Origin of the sequence: Bradyrhizobium sp. AZCC 1577 (assembly GCF_036924575.1) — a bacterium.
Classification (GTDB): Bacteria; Pseudomonadota; Alphaproteobacteria; order Rhizobiales; family Xanthobacteraceae; genus Bradyrhizobium.
This window is the reverse complement of the sequence record NZ_JAZHRQ010000001.1, coordinates 4,847,467-4,866,416: the sequence shown is the minus strand read 5'-3', so window position 1 is coordinate 4,866,416 and position 18,950 is coordinate 4,847,467. Positions and strand designations below refer to the sequence as shown.

26 protein-coding genes and 2 tRNA genes are annotated in these 18,950 nt (G+C 61.2%); 16 read left to right on the top strand and 12 right to left on the bottom strand.

Annotation, left to right across the window (positions count from 1 at the left end; genetic code table 11):
* Positions 1-8 precede the first annotated feature (8 nt).
* Positions 9-83, bottom strand: a tRNA-Glu gene (locus tag V1278_RS23110).
* A gap of 255 nt (positions 84-338) precedes the next feature.
* Between V1278_RS23110 and V1278_RS23105 the strand changes: the two genes are divergently transcribed.
* The gene (locus V1278_RS23105; protein ID WP_442893744.1) at positions 339-599 is read left to right on the top strand and encodes a PilZ domain-containing protein; all 261 of its coding nucleotides are present in this window, start codon (positions 339-341) and stop codon (positions 597-599) included.
* A 36-nt stretch (positions 600-635) separates the two neighbouring features.
* Positions 636-899, top strand: coding sequence for a hypothetical protein (locus V1278_RS23100; protein WP_334382298.1), 264 nt, complete (start codon positions 636-638; stop codon positions 897-899).
* A 12-nt stretch (positions 900-911) separates the two neighbouring features.
* Here V1278_RS23100 and V1278_RS23095 read toward each other — a convergent pair whose 3' ends face one another.
* Entirely contained in the window at positions 912-1,583 is a 672-nt protein-coding gene (locus V1278_RS23095; RefSeq protein ID WP_334368842.1) for a glutathione S-transferase family protein, read from the bottom strand.
* A 368-nt stretch (positions 1,584-1,951) separates the two neighbouring features.
* Positions 1,952-2,404 carry a VOC family protein gene (locus tag V1278_RS23090; RefSeq protein WP_028346213.1) on the bottom strand — a complete coding sequence of 151 codons (453 nt, stop codon included), beginning with the start codon at positions 2,402-2,404 and terminating at the stop codon, positions 1,952-1,954.
* Between the two features lie 354 nt (positions 2,405-2,758).
* Here V1278_RS23090 and V1278_RS23085 point away from each other — a divergent pair, with 354 nt between their 5' ends.
* Positions 2,759-2,896: a hypothetical protein gene (locus tag V1278_RS23085; protein WP_156433806.1), complete on the top strand. Its 138-nt coding sequence runs from the start codon at positions 2,759-2,761 to the stop codon at positions 2,894-2,896.
* A 92-nt stretch (positions 2,897-2,988) separates the two neighbouring features.
* Here the strand turns inward: V1278_RS23085 and V1278_RS23080 are convergent, their stop codons facing one another.
* Entirely contained in the window at positions 2,989-3,318 is a 330-nt protein-coding gene (locus V1278_RS23080; protein WP_334382297.1) for a Flp family type IVb pilin, read from the bottom strand.
* On the opposite strand from V1278_RS23080, the gene V1278_RS23075 reads away from it, so the two are divergent.
* A complete protein-coding gene (locus V1278_RS23075; RefSeq protein WP_334368845.1) occupies positions 3,317-3,472 on the top strand; it encodes a hypothetical protein in 156 nt (51 codons plus the stop codon). The two genes, V1278_RS23080 and V1278_RS23075, sit on opposite strands and share 2 nt — an antisense overlap.
* A 235-nt stretch (positions 3,473-3,707) precedes the next feature.
* On the opposite strand, the gene V1278_RS23070 is transcribed toward V1278_RS23075, so the two are convergent.
* The 3 genes from V1278_RS23070 to V1278_RS23060 all read right to left on the bottom strand — a co-directional run bounded on the left by V1278_RS23070 (position 3,708) and on the right by V1278_RS23060 (position 5,002).
* Positions 3,708-3,902 carry a hypothetical protein gene (locus V1278_RS23070; protein WP_028346212.1) on the bottom strand — a complete coding sequence of 65 codons (195 nt, stop codon included), beginning with the start codon at positions 3,900-3,902 and terminating at the stop codon, positions 3,708-3,710.
* Between the two features lie 141 nt (positions 3,903-4,043).
* Positions 4,044-4,190: a hypothetical protein gene (locus V1278_RS23065; protein ID WP_198027963.1), complete on the bottom strand. Its 147-nt coding sequence runs from the start codon at positions 4,188-4,190 to the stop codon at positions 4,044-4,046.
* 608 nt (positions 4,191-4,798) lie between these two features.
* Entirely contained in the window at positions 4,799-5,002 is a 204-nt protein-coding gene (locus V1278_RS23060) for a hypothetical protein (protein WP_334368847.1), read from the bottom strand.
* 136 nt (positions 5,003-5,138) lie between these two features.
* Between V1278_RS23060 and V1278_RS23055 the strand changes: the two genes are divergently transcribed.
* From V1278_RS23055 to V1278_RS23020, 8 genes are all read left to right on the top strand, one after another.
* On the top strand, positions 5,139-5,378 hold the full coding sequence (locus tag V1278_RS23055; RefSeq protein ID WP_334382296.1) for a hypothetical protein: 240 nt from the start codon (positions 5,139-5,141) through the stop codon (positions 5,376-5,378).
* Positions 5,379-5,546: 168 nt separating this feature from the next.
* Positions 5,547-6,308: an SIR2 family NAD-dependent protein deacylase gene (locus V1278_RS23050; protein ID WP_334382295.1), complete on the top strand. Its 762-nt coding sequence runs from the start codon at positions 5,547-5,549 to the stop codon at positions 6,306-6,308.
* 198 nt (positions 6,309-6,506) lie between these two features.
* On the top strand, positions 6,507-7,172 hold the full coding sequence (locus V1278_RS23045) for a cold-shock protein (RefSeq protein WP_057845021.1): 666 nt from the start codon (positions 6,507-6,509) through the stop codon (positions 7,170-7,172).
* A 178-nt stretch (positions 7,173-7,350) separates the two neighbouring features.
* Entirely contained in the window at positions 7,351-7,800 is a 450-nt protein-coding gene (locus tag V1278_RS23040; protein ID WP_334384237.1) for a DUF192 domain-containing protein, read from the top strand.
* Positions 7,801-7,862: 62 nt separating this feature from the next.
* Positions 7,863-7,939 (top strand) — tRNA-Pro (locus V1278_RS23035).
* Between the two features lie 118 nt (positions 7,940-8,057).
* Positions 8,058-8,600, top strand: coding sequence for a CAP domain-containing protein (locus V1278_RS23030; RefSeq protein WP_334384236.1), 543 nt, complete (start codon positions 8,058-8,060; stop codon positions 8,598-8,600).
* 230 nt (positions 8,601-8,830) lie between these two features.
* Positions 8,831-9,055, top strand: coding sequence for a hypothetical protein (locus V1278_RS23025; RefSeq protein ID WP_334368857.1), 225 nt, complete (start codon positions 8,831-8,833; stop codon positions 9,053-9,055).
* A 125-nt stretch (positions 9,056-9,180) separates the two neighbouring features.
* Positions 9,181-9,372 carry a hypothetical protein gene (locus V1278_RS23020; RefSeq protein ID WP_156433808.1) on the top strand — a complete coding sequence of 64 codons (192 nt, stop codon included), beginning with the start codon at positions 9,181-9,183 and terminating at the stop codon, positions 9,370-9,372.
* Positions 9,373-9,396: 24 nt separating this feature from the next.
* On the opposite strand, the gene V1278_RS23015 is transcribed toward V1278_RS23020, so the two are convergent.
* Genes V1278_RS23015 through V1278_RS22995 form a run of 5 tightly spaced genes read right to left on the bottom strand, consistent with a single transcriptional unit; the run spans position 9,397 to position 13,363 of the window.
* Positions 9,397-10,164, bottom strand: a complete 768-nt coding sequence (locus V1278_RS23015; protein WP_334382294.1) for an ABC transporter permease — start codon at positions 10,162-10,164, stop codon at positions 9,397-9,399.
* A complete protein-coding gene (locus V1278_RS23010; protein WP_334382293.1) occupies positions 10,161-10,925 on the bottom strand; it encodes an ABC transporter permease in 765 nt (254 codons plus the stop codon). Before V1278_RS23010 ends, V1278_RS23015 begins: the two co-directional genes overlap by 4 nt.
* Positions 10,922-11,725 (bottom strand): ABC transporter ATP-binding protein, encoded by an 804-nt coding sequence (locus V1278_RS23005; RefSeq protein ID WP_334368862.1) that lies wholly within the window; start codon positions 11,723-11,725, stop codon positions 10,922-10,924. Before V1278_RS23005 ends, V1278_RS23010 begins: the two co-directional genes overlap by 4 nt.
* A 4-nt stretch (positions 11,726-11,729) precedes the next feature.
* On the bottom strand, positions 11,730-12,428 hold the full coding sequence (locus V1278_RS23000) for a GntR family transcriptional regulator (RefSeq protein WP_334368864.1): 699 nt from the start codon (positions 12,426-12,428) through the stop codon (positions 11,730-11,732).
* Positions 12,429-12,439: 11 nt separating this feature from the next.
* Positions 12,440-13,363, bottom strand: a complete 924-nt coding sequence (locus tag V1278_RS22995; protein WP_334382292.1) for an ABC transporter substrate-binding protein — start codon at positions 13,361-13,363, stop codon at positions 12,440-12,442.
* Between the two features lie 86 nt (positions 13,364-13,449).
* Here V1278_RS22995 and V1278_RS22990 point away from each other — a divergent pair, with 86 nt between their 5' ends.
* The 4 genes from V1278_RS22990 to V1278_RS22975 all read left to right on the top strand — a co-directional run bounded on the left by V1278_RS22990 (position 13,450) and on the right by V1278_RS22975 (position 18,940).
* On the top strand, positions 13,450-14,433 hold the full coding sequence (locus tag V1278_RS22990) for a fumarylacetoacetate hydrolase family protein (RefSeq protein ID WP_334382291.1): 984 nt from the start codon (positions 13,450-13,452) through the stop codon (positions 14,431-14,433).
* A 48-nt stretch (positions 14,434-14,481) separates the two neighbouring features.
* A complete protein-coding gene (locus V1278_RS22985; RefSeq protein ID WP_334382290.1) occupies positions 14,482-15,258 on the top strand; it encodes a cyclase family protein in 777 nt (258 codons plus the stop codon).
* Positions 15,259-15,297: 39 nt separating this feature from the next.
* Positions 15,298-16,395, top strand: a complete 1,098-nt coding sequence (locus V1278_RS22980) for an amidohydrolase family protein (protein ID WP_334382289.1) — start codon at positions 15,298-15,300, stop codon at positions 16,393-16,395.
* Positions 16,396-17,125: 730 nt separating this feature from the next.
* Positions 17,126-18,940: a carbamoyltransferase family protein gene (locus V1278_RS22975; RefSeq protein ID WP_334382288.1), complete on the top strand. Its 1,815-nt coding sequence runs from the start codon at positions 17,126-17,128 to the stop codon at positions 18,938-18,940.
* Positions 18,941-18,950 lie beyond the last annotated feature (10 nt).

The following is an 18,950-nucleotide window of genomic DNA, read 5'->3' as shown; positions in this document are numbered from 1 at the left end:
TGGCAATTTGGCGCTCCCTAGCGGAATCGAACCGCTCTCTCCACCGTGAAAGGGTGGCGTCCTAACCGATAGACGAAGGGAGCAAGAACAACAGGAAAATCAAGGTGTTAGTGCTTGATGGGCCGTGTTGGCCGCCGGCCGTCCATGTTTGATGGGGGCGGCGACGGGCGAACGTATAGTGGCGTTTGGGCGGGTGGGCAAGCCGCTCGGAAAGGCGTTCTGCGGCCGCTTTGCGTCTCTCCATCAGCGTCCCGGCCGAATGACGGAGGCATGCCCACGCGCTGAGCAACGGATTTTAAAGCCGCATCGTGTAGGGCTGTCTCGGGGGAGCTTTCGACATGGCTTTGCTATCAAGCAAGAAGCGCGACGCGCGCAAATCATTGAGTCAACCCGGGTGGATCACGCTCGAAGGCGGTTTTGCCGCGCGCCAATGCGTGGTCCAGGATATGTCCGCAACGGGGGCGAAGGTCACGATCGACGATCCCAACACGTTGCCGGCGAAATTGCGGTTGGCGTTTTCGCGCGACGCCAGGACCGGGCGCCGCTGCGAAGTGGTCTGGCGCCGCGGCAAATCGGTCGGCATCAAGTTCATCCGCTAGTCTGGCTCTGATCCGCGAGAGACGATAGAAGGCGGGATGCGAAAATCCCTCCTGGTATTGATCGCCATAATGGTCGCCTTGGCGCTGTCTGCGGTTGCCTCGGTCGCGGAACAAACCCGTCCTCAGAAGCTCGACAAAGCTCCCGCGTCGGGCAAGTCGCTGCCACTCAAGCGCCCAAGTTCGGCCAATGCATGCGCGGAATACGGCGCGGGCTTCGTCAGAATCGAAGGCAGCAACACCTGCATGAAAATCGGCGGCGCGGTAAGCGTCGGAGCGGGGGTGTCCGGCGGCTCGCGTTGAGAAGATTCGCGCTTACGTCATCGGCGGCGCGATGAACTGCGTGAAGCCGGGGCGTACGGCGAGCTGCGAAAACCAGCGTTCGAGGTTTGGCAGTTTCGGTTTTGTCACGCCTTCAACGCCGAACCAGCGCCGCGCGAAGGCACCGAGCGCGATGTCGGCGATGGTGAACTGATCGCCCTCGATGAAGCGCCGCGTCGGCAGGTGCGCCTCGACGATCCGCCACACCGCGGCTTCGGCATCGACATCCTTCTGGATCGCGACCATGTCGCGCTTTTCGATGGGCGTGCGCACCAACGCCCAGAACACCGGCCGGTCGACCGGCTGCAGCGTCGACAGCGTCCAGTCGAGCCAGCGATCGACGCCGGCGCGCGCCTTCGGCTGCGAGGGATAGATCGACGAACCTCGTTCAGATCCTTGTTCAGATCCTTGGCCATAGGCCATGCAGAGATAGCGCATCACGGAATTGGATTCCCACAGCACGTAGTCGCCGTCGACCAGCGTGGGTACGCGGCCGTTCGGATTCATCGCCAGATAGGCAGGCTCGCTGTTCTTTCCGAACTGCATGCCGGCATCGATACGCTCATAGGCGAGATCGAGTTCGGCAAGGCACCACAGCACTTTTTGCACGTTGACCGAATTGGCCCGGCCCCAGATGGTGAGTTGTTGTTTGTTGTTGTCGGCCACGCGCGTTGCTCCCGCTGATTTTCCGATTGGCCGTTAATAGCCGAAGATCGGCAAAAAAGCGCGCTCTTGCGTGGGCTCAAGCCCAACAAAAATCGGGGCTCCGCCGCAGTGCGACAGAGCCCCGATTTCCGCGTCATGCGCGGGCGAGAGCGTTTTCAGTGGCCGAAGAACAGCCACAACAGAATGATCACCGGAATAGGCACGCCCAGCAACCAAAGCAAAATTCCTCGTCCCATCATCTCCTCCTCAAAATGCACTGAGGAGAAAACGCGTCATGTCGTGGCCCGTTCCCATGCAGAAAAGAACCCGAGTGAAGGAACGTTTATGGTAGCTCGGACGACGGACGTGGACGAAGAAATTGTACAGGCCTACCAGTGACCGGTGTTCGGCATCGAGGTCCACGGTTCGGCCGGCGGCTTCGGTTCGCCCTTCTGCAACAGCTCGATCGAATGCAGATCCGGCGAGCGGACGAAAGCCATGTTGCCGTCGCGCGGCGGGCGGTTGATGGTGATGCCGGCCTTCATCAGGCGGTCGCAGGTCGCGTAGATGTCGTCGACCTCGTAGGCGAGGTGACCGAAATAGCGGTCCTCGCCGTATTTCTCCTCGTCCCAATTATAGGTGAGCTCGACCAGCGGCGCGCCGCGGTTCTGGGGAGCGGCCTTGAACAGGCCTTCGTCCTCCGGCGCGCACAGGAACACCAGTGTGAACCGGCCCTTGTCATTGTCGACCCGGCGTACTTCCTTCAGCCCCAGCGCGTCCCGGTAGAACTTCATCGCAGTATCGAGATTGCGGACGCGCAGCATGGTGTGGAGATAGCGCATGTTTGTTGTCCTCCTGAGAACGTTCAGAGATCTTGTTTGGGTTGGGCGGTTCGGGCGGAAAATAGCAGCAAAGTGCACCAGAGGTCACCGATAACGTGCGGATAAAGTGCGGGTCCGCACCGAGCGCTCTGTGGCCTCAGAAGGCCATCGATGCGGGCGAATGCGAAAGATCGGAAGCGCTCGTTGCTCAAGGTCAGGCCTGCGGAACGACGCCCCGCTTGGGCGATGCACAGGAGAGCTCGCCTTACCAGCGCGCTCGCGAAACCCGTTTCTCGTCCTCTCGTAGATATATTTCGAACCTTGGTTCCGAGGAACGAAACCGCTACGCCGGTTTTGAATGGAGGGAGGTGTGGCATGAAACAAGATCATCCGGCTGAAGAGAACGCGGCGCGGGAAGATTTGCCGACAAGGTCCGAGCGAAAGCTCGGGACTTTGACCGCCGGTGCCATTGCTCTCGTTGTCGTTGGAACAGCAATTTATTGGATCGCGTAGCCATCTGCGCGAAGGTCCCGCTCGCTGATGCGCGCTCTGGGTGCCGATAGGACGCGCGATCCTCACCCTTGCCGTGACATTTCAATCGCAACTTAAAGGCTCAATGCGGTAGCAAGACCCTCAAGTAGCGCGACGAGCCTTTCGCCGGTCATTCCGACGGCAGCGATGATGGCCAAGGCGATGAACCCGGCGATGAGGCTGTATTCGATTGCAGTGGCGCCGCCCTCGTCGCGCAGAAACTTCCTGAGCATTTCTTTTTCTCTCGAACTTTGATCAAATCGGTGTGGCACGCTCAAGTTGTGATTGAGACAACGAAAAGCGTAAAATTGCAGAATTGTTGGCACCGCGTCACGGGGGTGACGTCCCACACATACGCGGTTGGCTCCTCCGTCCATTGTGGCGGCAACGGAGGGATCGACCATGTACCTGCTCTATGGCGTGCTCATAGTTGCGATGGTTTTCTTTCTCTTGCTCCCGATTACCGATGCCAGGACGGCCCGGATGAAATTGTCCGTGGTGAGCAGCCTCGGCGCATTGCTGGCGGTATCGGTTATCGTGCCGCGCCTGATGCATTAACGAAGGATATGCCTGCCTCGACGCGCAACGAACATGTTGAGCGCTGCCGCTTGCTCCGTTCCTCGCTTACAAGGAAGGGCCGCAATGGGTCTGGTTTGCTGGCTTGGCCGTGCTCGCCGGCATCGGCGGTCTGCTGACGCTTGGCGTCGTGCACGCACAACAGCTCGCATGGCGAGCGTGAGAGGGGGCCGGACGCAGTCTGGCCTCGCGCGCAAGATTGATACTTCCCGTCAGGTCAGACTTTAACGTCCACCAGCGACGGCTCGTCGGTCTGTAAATCGGCAAGGGCCGCTTCTATGGCGGCTGCCTTGGCATGGTCGACGGCCCTTAGATCCTGATTGATCGTGTGCGGCGGCGCCTTGGCGGCCTGATCGACGACGAGCTGGATTCTGGCTTGTGTCACTTCAACCGGTATGGGGTAAATGACCATGGGTGCAACCCTCCTAGTCGAAACTTGTCAGGTTCCTGTTTACGTCTTGTAAAGAGGTTGGGTTAACGGCCGGGTGCTACAGCGCAAAGGGGTAAACAGAGGCTTAAAGCCTCTATGCCATGCACGCCCCGCGCAATCGCGCTAATGCATCTGTTCCAGTCGCTCGGCGTAGAGGCGGAATTCCTCGGCCATCTCGATCAGTTTCTTCGAAGCTTCCGGATCCTTGACGGCTTCGGCAAGCCGTCGGGCTCTGTCGGATTGTTCTCGATAGTGGTCGGCCTGAGTCATCGCAGCACCTTTTTAGATAGGTACGGGCTGCGCCAAAAAGGTTCGACGGTCGGGACGGCGAGGTAACGGCATCTTAAGAAAGCAATCGTGCCTGAAACGCGCCCCCTGTTCGTTCCGGGAGAACAAAAAGAGTCTGCGGCCGTAAACCGAAAGCGGCCAGCGCTGGTCAAGGCGAACTAGCGCCTGCCCAGTGGGCACTCAACGGTCCGGCAATTTTTCGTCTGGCGATTTGTGATAGGTCGCGATGGCGATGAAGCCGGCATAACCGATCAAATTGATCAGAATTTCCATCCACGCAGGCATGATGCACCTTCCGGTAGTGAAACACCGAACGGATCGAATTCGTTCCGCGCAATTCGACGGTCAGGTCCGCGGGATCGCATAGCTCGCAATGCCGCCCTCCAAAAAGGCAAACGAAACCCCGCCTACATCCGAAGACCTAGACGGGGCTTTCGTGCTTTCACCTCTCACAGGGCTGCGGCATTTGTTAGCAAAGCATCGAGACATCGGCTTGGTTCCGGCCGCAGCAAATTCTATTGCGGGTTCCGGACGCGATATTTCTGTCGACGACAGCGCGGAGGTCGAACAGTGCCCTTGGCGGTGTTGCCTCAGCGCCAGAATGATGGCCGGCTGGATCCATTCAGCGCGTTGGCCAAGGTCGTTTCGTAATATTCTTCGCGCTCGCGTTCGAACTTCTGCTGGGTTTGCCTGAAGCTCGCGACGCGTGCTGCGATTTCGGCACGGTCGCGCGCGAGTCTTTCTTCCTTCTCCGTCATCGCCCATCCATTTTTTTGATTCGCGCCCGCCATCATTGGCGTGCGCGAATGGGGCGTGAATGGGGAGGCCTTGTGATCGCGCGCCGCCTGAAGCGAAGGCGGTGGATAAGGTGTGGCGCATTCTTGTCGCTCATGCGGGTTCCCGTTAGCGAAAGACAAACGGGAGGTTCCAATGGCAAAGATCGATCTGGATTCATTGAGCATCGAAGAACTCGCAGGCCTGCGCGAGCATGCTACCGACAAGTTGTTCGAGAAAGTCGCTGCGCGCCGCGCCGAGCTCGAAGCGGAACTGGAAAAGCTGGTGCAATACGGCAAGCCACCGGTGAAGAAGACGGAAAGCGCACCCGCACCCAAGGCGAAGAAGTCGGAAGAAGCCAAGGAGCCGAAGGAATCCGTGGCCAAGGCAGCATAATGAGGCAGCATGACGCGTCGGTGTGACAAGGCGGCGCGGCATAAGGCGGCTTGATAAGGCCGCCTTGCCGGATGTGCGTGCGGCGCAGCCTGGCAGCGTGCATCGGTCTGGCAATCCGAACGACCGTGCTATAATCCGCGCGGCCCAACAATTTGGAAAATATCAGCGGTGATCGCCAAGGATTTGCGCAGCGGCGTCGAGCAACTCGGCAACATGATCGCCGAAGCCGCATGTATCGTTCCCTTCACCGGTGCCGGCATTTCCACGGAATGCGGCATTCCGGATTTCCGCTCCCCGGGCGGCCTCTGGACCCGCAACCGCCCGATCGCGTTCGACGAATTCGTTGCAAGCGCCGACGCGCGGGCCGAGGCCTGGCGGCGACGGTTTGCGATGGAGGCAACTTTTGCAGCGGCCAGGCCCGGTCGCGGGCATCGCGCGCTGGCCTCGCTCTACAAAGCCGGCAAGACGCCGGCGATCATCACCCAGAACATCGACAATTTGCATCAGGTGTCAGGCTTCAGGGCCGATGACGTGATCGAGCTGCACGGCAACACCACCTATGCCCGCTGCATCGGCTGCGGACATGCCTATGATCTTCCTTGGGTAAAGCAGCGTTTCGAGGAAGCCGGCAGCGCACCCGACTGCACCATCTGCGACGAGCCGGTAAAGACGGCCACGATCTCGTTCGGACAAGCGATGCCGGAAGACGCGATGCGCCGCGCCACCGAACTGGCGCAGCATTGCGACCTGTTCCTGGCAGTCGGATCTTCGCTGGTTGTTTGGCCCGCCGCAGGTTTTCCGCTAATGGCCAAGAACTGCGGCGCGAAGCTCATCATCATCAACAATGAACCTACCGAGCAGGACGACGTTGCCGATCTGGTGATCCGTCACGACATCGGAGAAACGCTCGGACCGTTTGTAGGCAATTGATCTCCAACTGATTCGCGGCTGTGCAAGCCTGTTCATAGTTGCAGGCCAATTTGTTTTTTTAGCTATGCGCCACAATCGGGAGTGTTATCTTTGATTCGAGAGATTCGCGCTGCGTTATCATGATGGTCATGGTAGGGCGCGTGTTCCGGTCCGCTACGGCGACAGTGGACCGCTTTTTGAAGTGTGAGGTCCGGGGTCATGGGGTCGGACGAATTTGGGTCCAAGAAGCTCGGGGGGCCGCCGACAGGCGGGACAGGGCAGAACAGGCTTGGACCAGGTGAATACGCAGCCGGCGCACAGCGCGATCCGGCGGCGGACGCGTTGTCGGGGCTCGGCGATGCCGCAGCAAACCTTGTCGAAATATCGGGCATCATCAAATGGTTCGATGCTTCGAAGGGTTACGGTTTCATCGTGCCGGACAATGGCTGGCCCGATGTGCTGCTGCACGTCACCGTGCTCAGGCGCGACGGCTACCAGACCGCCTATGAAGGCGCGCGGGTGGTGGTCGAATGCGTGCAGCGCGCCAAGGGCTATCAGGCGTTCCGGATTGTCTCGATGGACGAGTCCACCGCGATCCATCCGGCGCAGATGCTGCCGCCTCGGACTCATGTCAGCGTTACGCCGACCAGCGGTCTGGAGCGGGCCCAGGTCAAATGGTTCAACCGGCTGCGCGGTTTCGGCTTCCTGACCTGCGGCGAGGGCACGCCGGACATCTTCGTCCACATGGAAACGCTGCGCCGCTTCGGCATGACCGAACTGCGGCCGGGGCAGTACGTGCTGGTGCGCTACGGACCCGGGTCCAAGGGCATGATGGCGGCGGAAATTCATCCGGAGACCGGCCCGTCGGCGCTGTCGTCGCATTGATCCCGCCGTACCACTGACGCAAACGTGAGCCGGCCGTCGCGCCCCAGCGCGGCGGCCTCTGGCATTTGCCGCAATCCTCAGGTTAGGGTTCCCGGCAATTTCTCCTGGGATATCCGGCGTGAGTGCTTTGATGAATTTCGCTTTGATGGTTGCGCGGCTTCGCATCCCGGACCGCCTTATGACGTCGCTGGCCGCTGCGTCTGCTGTGCTCTTTATTCTCTGCGCCGATCCTGCCGCGCAGGCCGCGAGCGTTCAGCCGCTCGAGATTGCCACCAAGTCAGGCGTACGCGTGTTCCTGGTCGAGATGGCGACGACGGAGGAGGAGAAGACTCAGGGGCTGATGCACCGAAAAGAACTCCCGGACGGCAAAGGCATGCTGTTCGATTTCTCGCCGGAGCAGCAGATCTCGATGTGGATGAAGAACACCTACATTCCGCTCGACATGATCTTCATCCGCGCCGACGGCCGCATCCTGCGAATCGCTGAGAACACCGAGCCGCTCTCCACCAAGATCATCTCCTCGGGCGGGCTTGCCAGGGGGGTCCTGGAAGTGATTGCCGGCACGGCGCAAAAGTATGGAATTCAGCCAGGCGACAGGGTGGCGCATCCGCTGTTCAGCAAGCGCTGACCGGCTTCCATCGCCTTGATGGCTGCGGATTTAGCGTGTATCGAGCATTTCCAGCGTCGGATCGGGGTATAGCGCAGCCTGGTAGCGCGGCAGTTTTGGGTACTGCAGGTCGTTGGTTCGAATCCAGCTGCCCCGACCAATAAAATCAATGACTTGCGACGTCTTTTTCGGATTGAATCTTCCCAGCACAATTGGGGAGGGGCAGGGGAACAATTGTGGCTGGTAGGAAGACAGTCATTCTGGTGCGGCAGGCCCTTCTGCTGGGGCTGGTGATTTGTTTTGTCGCCGCAGGGAGCCGGCAGGCGGCGGCCAATCCCGCGCAGATGATTTCCGATTTTCGGCTAAAGCACGGGCAGAAGCGCGTAAGCCTGGATGCGACTCTCACACGGATAGCACACGATCAAGCTCAGGCGATGGCCGCAAAGGACAAACTGGATCACGATGTCCTTGGCCGGTTCAATACGCGTGTCGGCCCGGCGGGAGCAGGTCGGGCCGCAGAGAACATTGCGTACGGCTACGACGGTTTTCCCAAGACCCTCGACCAGTGGATCAATTCGTCCGGGCACCGGAAGAACCTCCTGTTGCCCGGCGCGACGCGCGTAGGTGTTGCCAGCGTGAAAAGCGCGCGGACCGGTCGTACGTACTGGGCCATGGTGATCGCCGGCGACTATGAGCGTCCCAAGGCGCCGAAGAGTGCGCCAAAGAGTTCGCCGAAGGATTCAAAGCAGGCAAACGCTGCGAAGTCCAAATCGCGCCCGGCTGAGGCTTGTCGACTGAAGATTCTCGGCCTCTGCATTTAGAGTTGAAACCGAGATATCGGAGTGGCTGCTTTCGCGGCGCGCTCAGTGATGGCTTATCCGAGGCGTGACGGACGACGTTGTCGATAACGCCTACGCGTGCGCGCGACCTTTCGATACTGCAATTTCGCTTTCATGACTTGTGACACCGCCACTTGTGACTCCGCAGCGAATTCGTGGCTTGCAATTTCGTTCCTGTTATGTTCTCCTTAGTCGTTGTTTGGAGGTGACCAATGGATGTCGAGAAGCAACGGGAAATCATCCGGCTCTGGAATCGCATGCGTCGGGTCGAAGGCCCGCTCGCGGAGGAAATCCGCATTCAGATCCTTGAGTGCTTTGCGCAGCCGGATTCGCCGAGCGAGCGCATGAACGAGCGGCGCGCGGTGCTGGGTCGCGTGCCGGTTCGGACCGCGCAACTGTATCGCATTGGCGAACGCAACAATAACGCAACGCTCTGACGGCTTTCGTATCCTGGCGAGGTTGATTCGACGGCCGTCAAGATTGACGAAATCGATCCGCGGTGCATGTTGCGTGCATGTTGTCGCGTGTGCGCAATCATTTCCGAGATGCGAAGTTCGCCCGCATGAGCAGCGGGACGTACTGCATCATTCGCGATCTCGGGCTGGTCAAGGGCGGCAAAGGAATGCGGCACCATGAGGTGCTCGTCACCTTCAGTCTCCGGGCGTTGTGGCGCTGGGTCGGACGGGGTTGGCGGCGCCTTATGACGGCGTCGAAGAAGCCGGAGGTTTCGGCTCGGCCTGTCGCAGATACGTAGCCGCAACTGCTCGGCTGCCGGCGATCACCGTCGCGCTGCCTGCCACGCCAACAGTCTGTGCTCCGCCAGCGACATCGCCACCGACGTCACGTAACCGGTGACGCCAAGCAGGATGACACCGGCGAACAGGTCGGCCGAGCGGAACGCGCGGGCTGACAGCAGAACCCAATGGCCGAGGCCGTCGAGGCCGGCCAGGATTTCGCAGACCACCGACAGGATCAGCGCCACCGTCAAGCTGAGGCGCATGCCGGCGAGGATGTCGGGGCTGGCGGAGGGCAGCGCGATCTTGAAGATCACCGCGAGCCGCGACATCTGCAGCGACCGCGCGACCTCATAGAGCCGCGGCTCGACCGCCGCAAAACCGTGGATGGTCGCCAACATGATCGGCCAGATTGCGCCGAAGGCGATCACGAACAGCGCCATCGCCTGGGTTAGCCCAAGCATCGCGATCGCCACCGGAATGATCGCCGAGACCGGCAGCGGCCGCAGAAACTCCAGCGATGGCGCGACATAGGTCCGCATCGGGCGCGACGATCCGATGATCGCGCCGATCGCGATGCCGGCAATGGAGGCGGCGAGCCAGCCATAGGCCATGTGTTCGAGCGTGCCGGCAAGCTTGCTCCAGAGATCACCGGAGGAAAACCCGCGCACCAGCGCAGCCCAGGCCCGGTCCGGTCCCGGCAGGAACACCGACGAGACCAGTTTTAGATTGGCGATCAATTGCCAGAGCGCAATGAATCCGGCCGCGACCGCAAAGCTCGCCACACGCCAGAGGAGGGCCGCGCGGTTCATGCGCTGTCTCCGCTCAACGCGGCGCGTCCGAACAGGTGGTTCTGGGCGACGGTCAAGAGGACGTTCAGCGCGTAGCCGATCATGCCGATCCAGACCAGGTAGGCCAGCATGAGGTCGGGACGCAGCGCCTGCTGCGCCAGCATGATGCCGGCCCCGAGGCCGAGCGGGTTGATCGCGATTTCGACCGTCACGGCGACGATCAGCGCGATGCCGGCCGACAGGCGGAACGCGACGAAGATCCGCGGCAGCGCTGCCGGGATGATGATCTTCCAGACCCGCTGTGCCGGCGACAGCCGCAGCGCCCGCGCCACCTCCATCAACCGCGGCTCGATGCTGCGCACCGCCGCGCGCGACAAGATCAGAACCGGCCAGACGCAGGCGAACGCCACGATCACGATTTCCATGCGGTAGCCGAAGCCAAGCGCGATCAGCGCGATCGGCAGCAGCGCAATCGAGGGAATCGGCCTGATGGCCTCGACCGTTACTTCCATCAGTCGATCGAGCGTATCTGAAATCCCGAAGGCGATGCCGAACGCCAAGCCGATGGTGGTGCCGATCGCAAGGCCTGCGAAAGCTGAAAACAGCGTGTCGCGCGTCGCCGCCAGGATCGAGAGATCGGCGAAGGCGCCGAACAGCGCCATTACGATCTCGCTCGGCGGCGCAAGGCTGTCGCTCTGCAGATGGGTGGCGCGTGCCCAGACTTCGAACGCCACCAGCACGGCGAGCGGCAGCACGAGCGCCTTGGCGGAATTCGCCGTCACTGCTCGGTGGCCTTGATGAAATCGAACAATTGCCGCCGCAGCCGCAGGAATTCCGGATGCTCGCGGGTCGACAATTGATCGCGCGGGCGCGGCAGGTTGACCGAAAGCTCGATGCCGATCCGTCCCGGATGCGGCAGCAGGCCAATGACGCGGTCGCCAAGATAGATGGCTTCGTCGAGGTCGTGGGTCACGAAGATCACGGTAGCGCCGCTGGCTGCCACCAGCGATAATACCTCATCCTGCAATCCCTGCCGCGTCATCGCGTCCAGCGCGCCGAACGGCTCGTCCATCAGAAGCGTCTTCGGCTCCTGCGCCAGGCAGCGGGCTATCTGCAGGCGCTGCTGCATGCCGCCTGACATTTCTGACGGGTATTTGCCGGCATGGCCGGGCAGGCCGACCGTGCGCAAAAGTTCCTCGATGCGGGCAGGGCGCTCGGCTGACGGCATGCCGCCCGCTTCCAGCGCCAGTGAGACATTGCCCGCTGCGGTGCGCCACGGCAGCAGCGCCTTGCCATAATCCTGGAACACGATCGCGATCTCGCGACGCGGCTCGCGCATCGGCTGGCCGTCGAAATTCACCTTGCCGCTGGTCGGTTGGTACAGACCGGCCGCCAGCCGCAGCGCCGTGGTCTTGCCGCAACCGGAGGCGCCGACGATGCAGAGGAATTCGCCGGGCTGTACGCCCAGGCTCAGATTCTCGATGATGGTCTTGCCGCCGAGGACGAGTGTGACGCCGTCAAATGTGATCTGGGGCGTGGCAGTGCCGGATACGGCTTCGAGGCGTTTTGCGGCGCTTGCCATGATGTCAGCTCTCGTTGCCTGGGGGATAGACGAAATCCATGGTCGAACGCAGATGCGCCGATAGCATCGCTTGAGACCCCTGAATGTCGCGGCCGATCACGCGGTCGGCGAGCAATTGATGCGCGCGCACGAATTTCTTGCCGCTATCGACGGAGCGCATCATCACGCGACGGTAGCGATAGGCCTGGTCGTAGAGATCGGAATGGGCCGTCAGCAAACGCTTCGAGCCGCACGCCGCCAGCAAGGCGGTGTGAAAGCCCTTGTGCAGCCGGTCGAAATCCTCTGCGCCCTCGCGGAATTCATCGCCGGTCCGCTCGATGTGGCGGCGCATCTGGTGCAGCGCGCTGACGATGCCAGCCTCCCAGGCATCGTCGCCATGGGTGATCGCCAGCCTGATGGCCTCGATCTCGATCGCCGTGCGCATCGTGGTGATGTCGAGCAGATCCTCGCGACTGACGTCGGCGACGCGGAAACCGCGCTGCCCGGTGCCCACGATCAGCCCCCGCGACATCAGCCGTGACAGGCCCTCGCGCAAGGGGGTGGCGCCGATCTCGTAGCGCTGCACGAGGTCGACGATGCCGAGCCGCGATCCCGGCGGTAGATGACCGGCAAGAATGTCCTGCTCGACCAGCGTGGCCGCGCGCTCGCTCAAGGTAGCGGCCTCAGTCACCGGTCGGCTCGATTGGCGCTCAGAGGCCGGCATCGCGAAATCCTTTACTTCAGGACCAGCTTTGAGGTGTCGAGCTTGGATTGCAGCATCTTCTGTGACGACATCACCTCGATCCACCAAGAGAGCTGCTCGGGCTTCAGCGCCGGTTCGGAACGGTTCGGCGGCGTCGCCTTGACCAGTTCGATCGGCTGCTTGGTGAACTTGGCAATCGAGTTCGACGCCTTTTCGCGGTCATTGTTGACGATCGCGGCGGATTCGGCGAGCGCATCGCGAAATTTCTTGACTGCCGCGGCGTTCTTTTCCGCCCATTCGCGCGAGGCCGCGTAGAAGATGATCGGATCGGTGCGCGCCAGTTCGACCGCATAGCGCGCCCCGACCGAACCAAGGCCGGCATTGGTCATCCGCGTCACCAGCGGCTCAGCGGTCAGCACGGCGTCGACGCCGCCGGACTTGATGATATCGGCCATCGTCGGAAAGGTGACCTCGACGAAATTGACACTCTTGGGATCGACGCCTTTCTCCACCAGCCATTTCACGAACAGCACATGCAGGAAGGCGTTTAGCCCCGGCGCACCGACTTTTTTGCCGATGAAATCCTTCGGCTCCTTGATGGTGATGCCGTTGCGGACGAAGGCGGTGATGTTGCCGTTCGACACCGGGCTCATGATGGTAGCACCCGCAATAGCGACGAGATCGAGCCCACCGTCGACGGCTTGCAAAAACACCGTCGAGGTCGGCCCGCCAATCTGGATCGAATTCGACAGGATCGCCGCTGGGATGTTCGAGTTGATGCCGATCGGCGTCATCTCGACCTCGAGCCCGTGTTTTCTAAAAATGCCCTCGTCGATCGCGATCATTGCCGAGGCGCAATCCGAGGTCGCCGTGCAGCCGACCTGGATCTTGGCTTGCGCAAAGGCGGTACCGGTCAGCGCCACGCTGACGGCAAGGGCGGCTAGCGCCTTTTTCACAGTGTTCTCCCCACTACACATTTTTCTGTCTTGTTTATCGATATTTTTTTTGATCATATATTTCACCGAAAAACAAGGGGCGTCAGGTGAAACTCGCAACAATAAAGTCGGGCGGTCAGGAAAAGGTCGCCATCGTGCATAGCGGCGACAGGCTGCTCTTTGATCTCGCAGCGGCGGCCAGCCGCAACGGAGGTGCCAATCCTGCCTTCGCTTCGATGCTGGCGCTGATCGATGCCGGTGACGCCGCGATCGAACAGGCGGCAAAGGTGTTCGACAAGCACGGCAAGGACGAGAGCTTGTCCATGAAGATCGAGGCGGCCGAAATTCTCGCGCCGGTCCCCGAGCCGCGGCAGATGCGGGACGGCATGTCGTTCCCGCTGCACATCCTGCAGGCGCCGCGCGGGCAGCTCAAGCTGGCCGCACGCGCCAAGGGCGACATGGCCGAGCTGGCGCGGATCGAGGCCGAGCCGCTCGGCGAACTGCCAGAGGTCTATCGCAAGCAGCCGATCTACTACTTCACCAACCGCTTCAGCGTGCGCGGCACCAACACCACCGTGAAATGGCCGCGCTACAGCCAGGTAATGGACTATGAGCTCGAATTCGGCATCATCACCAGGAACAAGGGCGCCAACATCTCCGCCGCCAAGGCCCAAGACCACATCTTTGGCTATACGATCTTCAACGACTTTTCCGCGCGCGATGCCCAGCGCATTGAAATGGAGGGACGGCTAGGCCCGGCAAAGGGCAAGAGTTTCGACGGCGGCAACGTGATGGGCCCGTGGATCGTGACGCCAGACGAGATCGGCGATCCCTACAAGTTGAAGATGGAAGCGCGCGTCAACGGCGAGACGCGCTCGCAAGGGGTGACCGAGGGCATGCTATTCTCGTTCGAGGAGATCATCGCCCATGTCAGCAAGGACGAGACCCTGATGCCCGGCGAATTCATCGGATCCGGCACCGTCGGCAATGGATGCGGGCTCGAACTCGGCTGGTATCTCGAACATGGCGATACCATCGAACTCGAAGTCGAAAAGATCGGCATATTGAAGAACCGGGTCGAGCGGCAATAGCCGTTTGCGACCACGCTCCACAAAAAGAACATCCAGCGAGGAACCGCCATGGCGCGCAGATTGATCGACATTTCCGTCCCCCTGCAAAACGACGTGCCGGCCGATCCGCCCGGCAACCACCCGACCATCCAGTACATCGATCACCAGCAGGGCCTGCCGCGCATGCTGCAGTTCTTCGAAGGGTTGAAGGCGGAAGATCTGCCTGATGGCCAGGGCTGGGCGGTGGAGCAGGTATCGCTCTCCACCCACAACGGCACGCATCTGGATGCGCCCTGGCATTTCCATCCCACCATGAACCGCGGCGAGCGTTCATGGACCATCGACGAGGTGCCGCTGGAATGGTGCTTTCAGCCGGGTGTGAAGCTCGACTTCCGGCATCTTCCGGATGGCTACGTCGCGACCGCCGAGGATGTCGAAGCGGAATTGAAGCGCATCGGCCATACGCTGTCGCCACTTGAGATCGTCGTGGTCAATACCAGCGCCGGTGCCAAATACGGGCAGCAGGACTACGTCACCTCCGGCTGCGGCATGGGCTACGAGGCGACGATGTATCTGTTGGAGCGCGGCGTGCGCCTGACCGGCATCGACGGCTGGAGCTGGGATGCGCCGTTCGTCTACACCGCGAAGAAATATGCCGAGACGAAGGACGCCAGCCTGATCTGGGAAGGCCACAAGGCCGGCCGCCACATCGGCTATTGCCACCTCGAGAAGCTGCACAATCTCGAGCACTTGCCGTCGACCGGATTCATGGTGTCGTGCTTCCCGGTGAAGATCGAGCGCGCATCTGCAGGCTGGACCCGGGCGGTCGCCATTCTCGACGGCTGAAGGCTGCACGCAACAACAACAAGATCGGGGAGAGAACGAATGACGGATTTGCGCACGGCCCCGCTGCGGGGATGCTTCTGCTGTGGTCAATCGAGTTCGTCATTCGCAGCACCAAGCCGGCGTGGCTTCATGCTCGGTGCCGGCGCGCTGGCGATGACGACGGCGATCGGTGGTGGCTGGGTGGGGGCACAAACCGCCGACGCAAAGCCGTTCCGGATTGACGTTCACCATCATCTCTCGCCGCCAACCTACGTGACCGCGTCGAACGACAGCGGCTTCGGCGATCCCTTGATGAAGAACTGGACGATCGAGAAATCGCTCGCCGATATGGACAAGGCCGGCATCGCCACTGCGATGCTGTCCGTGACCACGCCCGCGGTCAATTTCACCAAGGGCGATACGGCACGAAGGCTCTGCCGCGAGTCGAACGAATATGCCGCTAAGCTGGTCGCGGATTATCCGGGGCGGTTCGGCAATTTCGCGATGCTGCCGCTCGCCGACGCCGAAGGCAGCCTGCGCGAACTCACTTATGCGCTCGACACGCTCAAGGCCGACGGCATTGCCTTGATGACGAGCTACGGCGACAAATGGCTCGGAGATCCGTTGTTCTTGCCGGTCATGGAGGAGCTCAATCGCCGCAAGGCGCTGGTCTACACCCATCCCACCGCGGCCAATTGTTGCGTGAACCTGGCGCCGACGCAGCCGCCCGTCATGATCGAGTTCGGCACCGACACGACGCGCACGATCGCCGACATCGTCTTCTCCGGCAACGCGCGGCGGTTTCCCGAAATCCGATGGATATTCTCCCACGCCGGCGGAACGATGCCGTTCCTGATCGAGCGCTTCGTCCGGCATCCGCTGCTGGCGCCGAAGGCGAAGGAGACGGTGCCCGACGGCACGCTCACCGAGCTGAAGCGATTCTTCTACGACACCGCGCAGACGTCCAACCGTGGTGCGATGTCGGCGCTGGCGGCGATCATTCCTCCGTCGCAGATCGTGTTCGGGACCGATTTCCCGTACCGGACCGGCATCGATCATGTGAAGGGGCTGCGCGAGGCGGGTGTGTTCACGGAGGAGCAGATGGCGGCGATCGAGCGGGGGAATGCGCTCAAGCTGCTTCCCCGGCTTGCAAGTTAAGCCGGGCGCGGACGGCGCTCTCTGTGCACGGAAGCAATCGGCCAAAGAAAAAGGCGTGCCGTTTGGCACGCCTGATTCCGTTAACGATCCCGTCTGACGCGACGGCGATCGGCCTATCACCACCTGCAGACGCGGGCGCCGTAGGCGTTCCACCAGCAGCGCGGGCCAGGGCGCACAACAACGGGCCCACCATAGAAGCCTCGGCCGCGATAGAAGCCACGACCGCCGCGATAGAAGCCACGGCCGCCATAATAGCCTCTGCCTCTGCCGCGGTACGCCTGTGCGGACGTGGTTGTTCCGCCCACCAGAATCGCAGACGTGCTGGCCACGTAGACGAACAACAAAGCCAGCGCTGCAAGACAGCGGGTCAGGATATTGTAGCGTTTAGCCATTCGAGAATCTCCCGGTCACTTCCGAAACACCTGCACTTCGGCACTATCTCACGTAGACGCGCGAGAATGCTTTCAGTTCAGATGCACTAAGACAATATTTTTACTAAGGTTCTTTCGGGCTTTCCGGACTTTATTGAGAAGGGGAGGTAAGGTCAAGTTACGGTGGTTTTGCTGCGGATTCCTGCGGCGCGCATTCATCTTCCTGAATGTTGGATGAACACTTAGGATTGTGCGCTGCAGAACTTCGATTGAAAAAATCTGCAAGGCCACGCCAAGAACTTGATGTCGACACGATCTCCATTTTTCAGCGCAAGACGATCCTCTCCTGACGAGTACCCATGCCAAAAAAACACACTTATGTCCTTGGTCTGAACACCTATGACCATGATGTCAGCGCCTGCCTGTTGCGCGACGGCGCCATTGCGTTTGCGATCGCCAAGGAGCGGATCACGCGGGCCAAGCACGCATCGGGCTTCTACAAAGAAGTGATCGATTATTGTCTCGAAGCCGAAGGCATTGCGCTCGACGACGTCGATCTGGTGGTGCGCAATTGCTACATCCTGCCGGTCCCGGAAATGGAAGAGCGGCTGGTCTATTTCGACGCGCCGGGCTTCCTGCCGGAATTCGAGCGCGACGAGGCAGCCAAGCATCCGCTGTATCTGAAACATTCGGACAAGGTGGTCACGATCTCTCATCATCTCGCGCACGCCTACAGCGCGTTCGCGGTGTCGCCGTTCGAGGATGGCGTCGTGATGATCGTCGATGGCGTCGGCAGCTATCGCTCCGACGTCATGGAATCATTTCCCGCCAGCGACCCGGCAACAGCGCTGGCACGAGAATCCGAAAGTTATTACAGGTTCAATGGGACGACCCTCGAGTGCCTGAAGAAGGTCTGGATGGAGCCGGATCGCGGCTTCCTCAGCGACGAATTCTACACCATGCCCGGGCTCGGCGCGCTCTACAGCCGCGCCTCGACCTACATCTTTGGCGACTGGAACAAGTGCGGCGAGCTGATGGGACTGGCGCCCTATGGCCGCCGCGATCAGGTCAAGCATCTGCTCGAACTGCACGACGGCAAGCTGCACGTGCCGCACTGGAACGCCACCGACTTCAAGCAACCTTATGTCTTCGACGTCGCCGGCAACTGGGAAAAACACCCTGCGATGCGGCACTGGGAAGACCTGGCCTGGCGCACGCAGGACGATACCGAGAACGTGCTGCTGGCCCGCGCCCGCTGGTTGCGCGAAACCACCGGCGCCAAAAACCTTTGCATGGCCGGCGGCGTCGCGCTGAATTGCGTGGCGAACGGGCGTCTAGCCCGTGAAGCCGGTTTCGAGAACGTCTGGATTCAGCCTGCCGCGGGCGATGACGGGATTGCGATCGGCTGCGCCTATTACGGCTGGCTCGAAATCCTGAAGCAGCGCCGCGCCTTCGTGATGGATCACGCCTATGTCGGCAGGCGCTACAGCGACCAGAATGCCGCCAAGGAGTTACAGAAGTTTCTGGTGCGGATCCAGGTCGACGCCGTCAGGAGCGACAATGTCTGCCGCGACACCGCCAAACTGCTCGCCGATCAGAAGGTGATCGGCTGGTTTCAGGACCGCTCGGAATTCGGGCCGCGCGCGCTCGGCAACCGCAGCCTGCTGGCCGATCCACGCAAGCCCGAGATGAAGGACATCCTCAACAGCCGCGTAAAGCACCGGCAGGCGTTTCGGCCGTTCGCGCCGATCGTGCTGTCCGAGCGCATGAAGGATATTTTTGAAGGCGAGGAAGACTCGCCCTTCATGCTGATCGCCAAGCCGGTTCGCCCTGAATGGCGCGACAAGATCCCGGCGATCGTGCATGTCGATGGCACTGCACGCGTCCAGACCGTGCGCGAAGAAACCAATCCGATGCTCTACCGCCTGCTGAAGGAATTCGAGGCCTTGACCGGCGTTCCCGTGCTGATCAACACCTCATTCAACATCAAGGGCGAGCCCATCGTGGAAGCGCCGCAGGACGCCGTGAACTGCTTTCTGACTACGGGCGTCGATCATCTGGTGATCCACGACACGATCGTATCGAAGAACGCGATGCACAAGGTGGTGGCGCCGCTAGTCAATATCTACACCGACGTGCGGACGTTGGTGGCATCGACCGCGCAGCCGGCCTGAACCCGCCTGC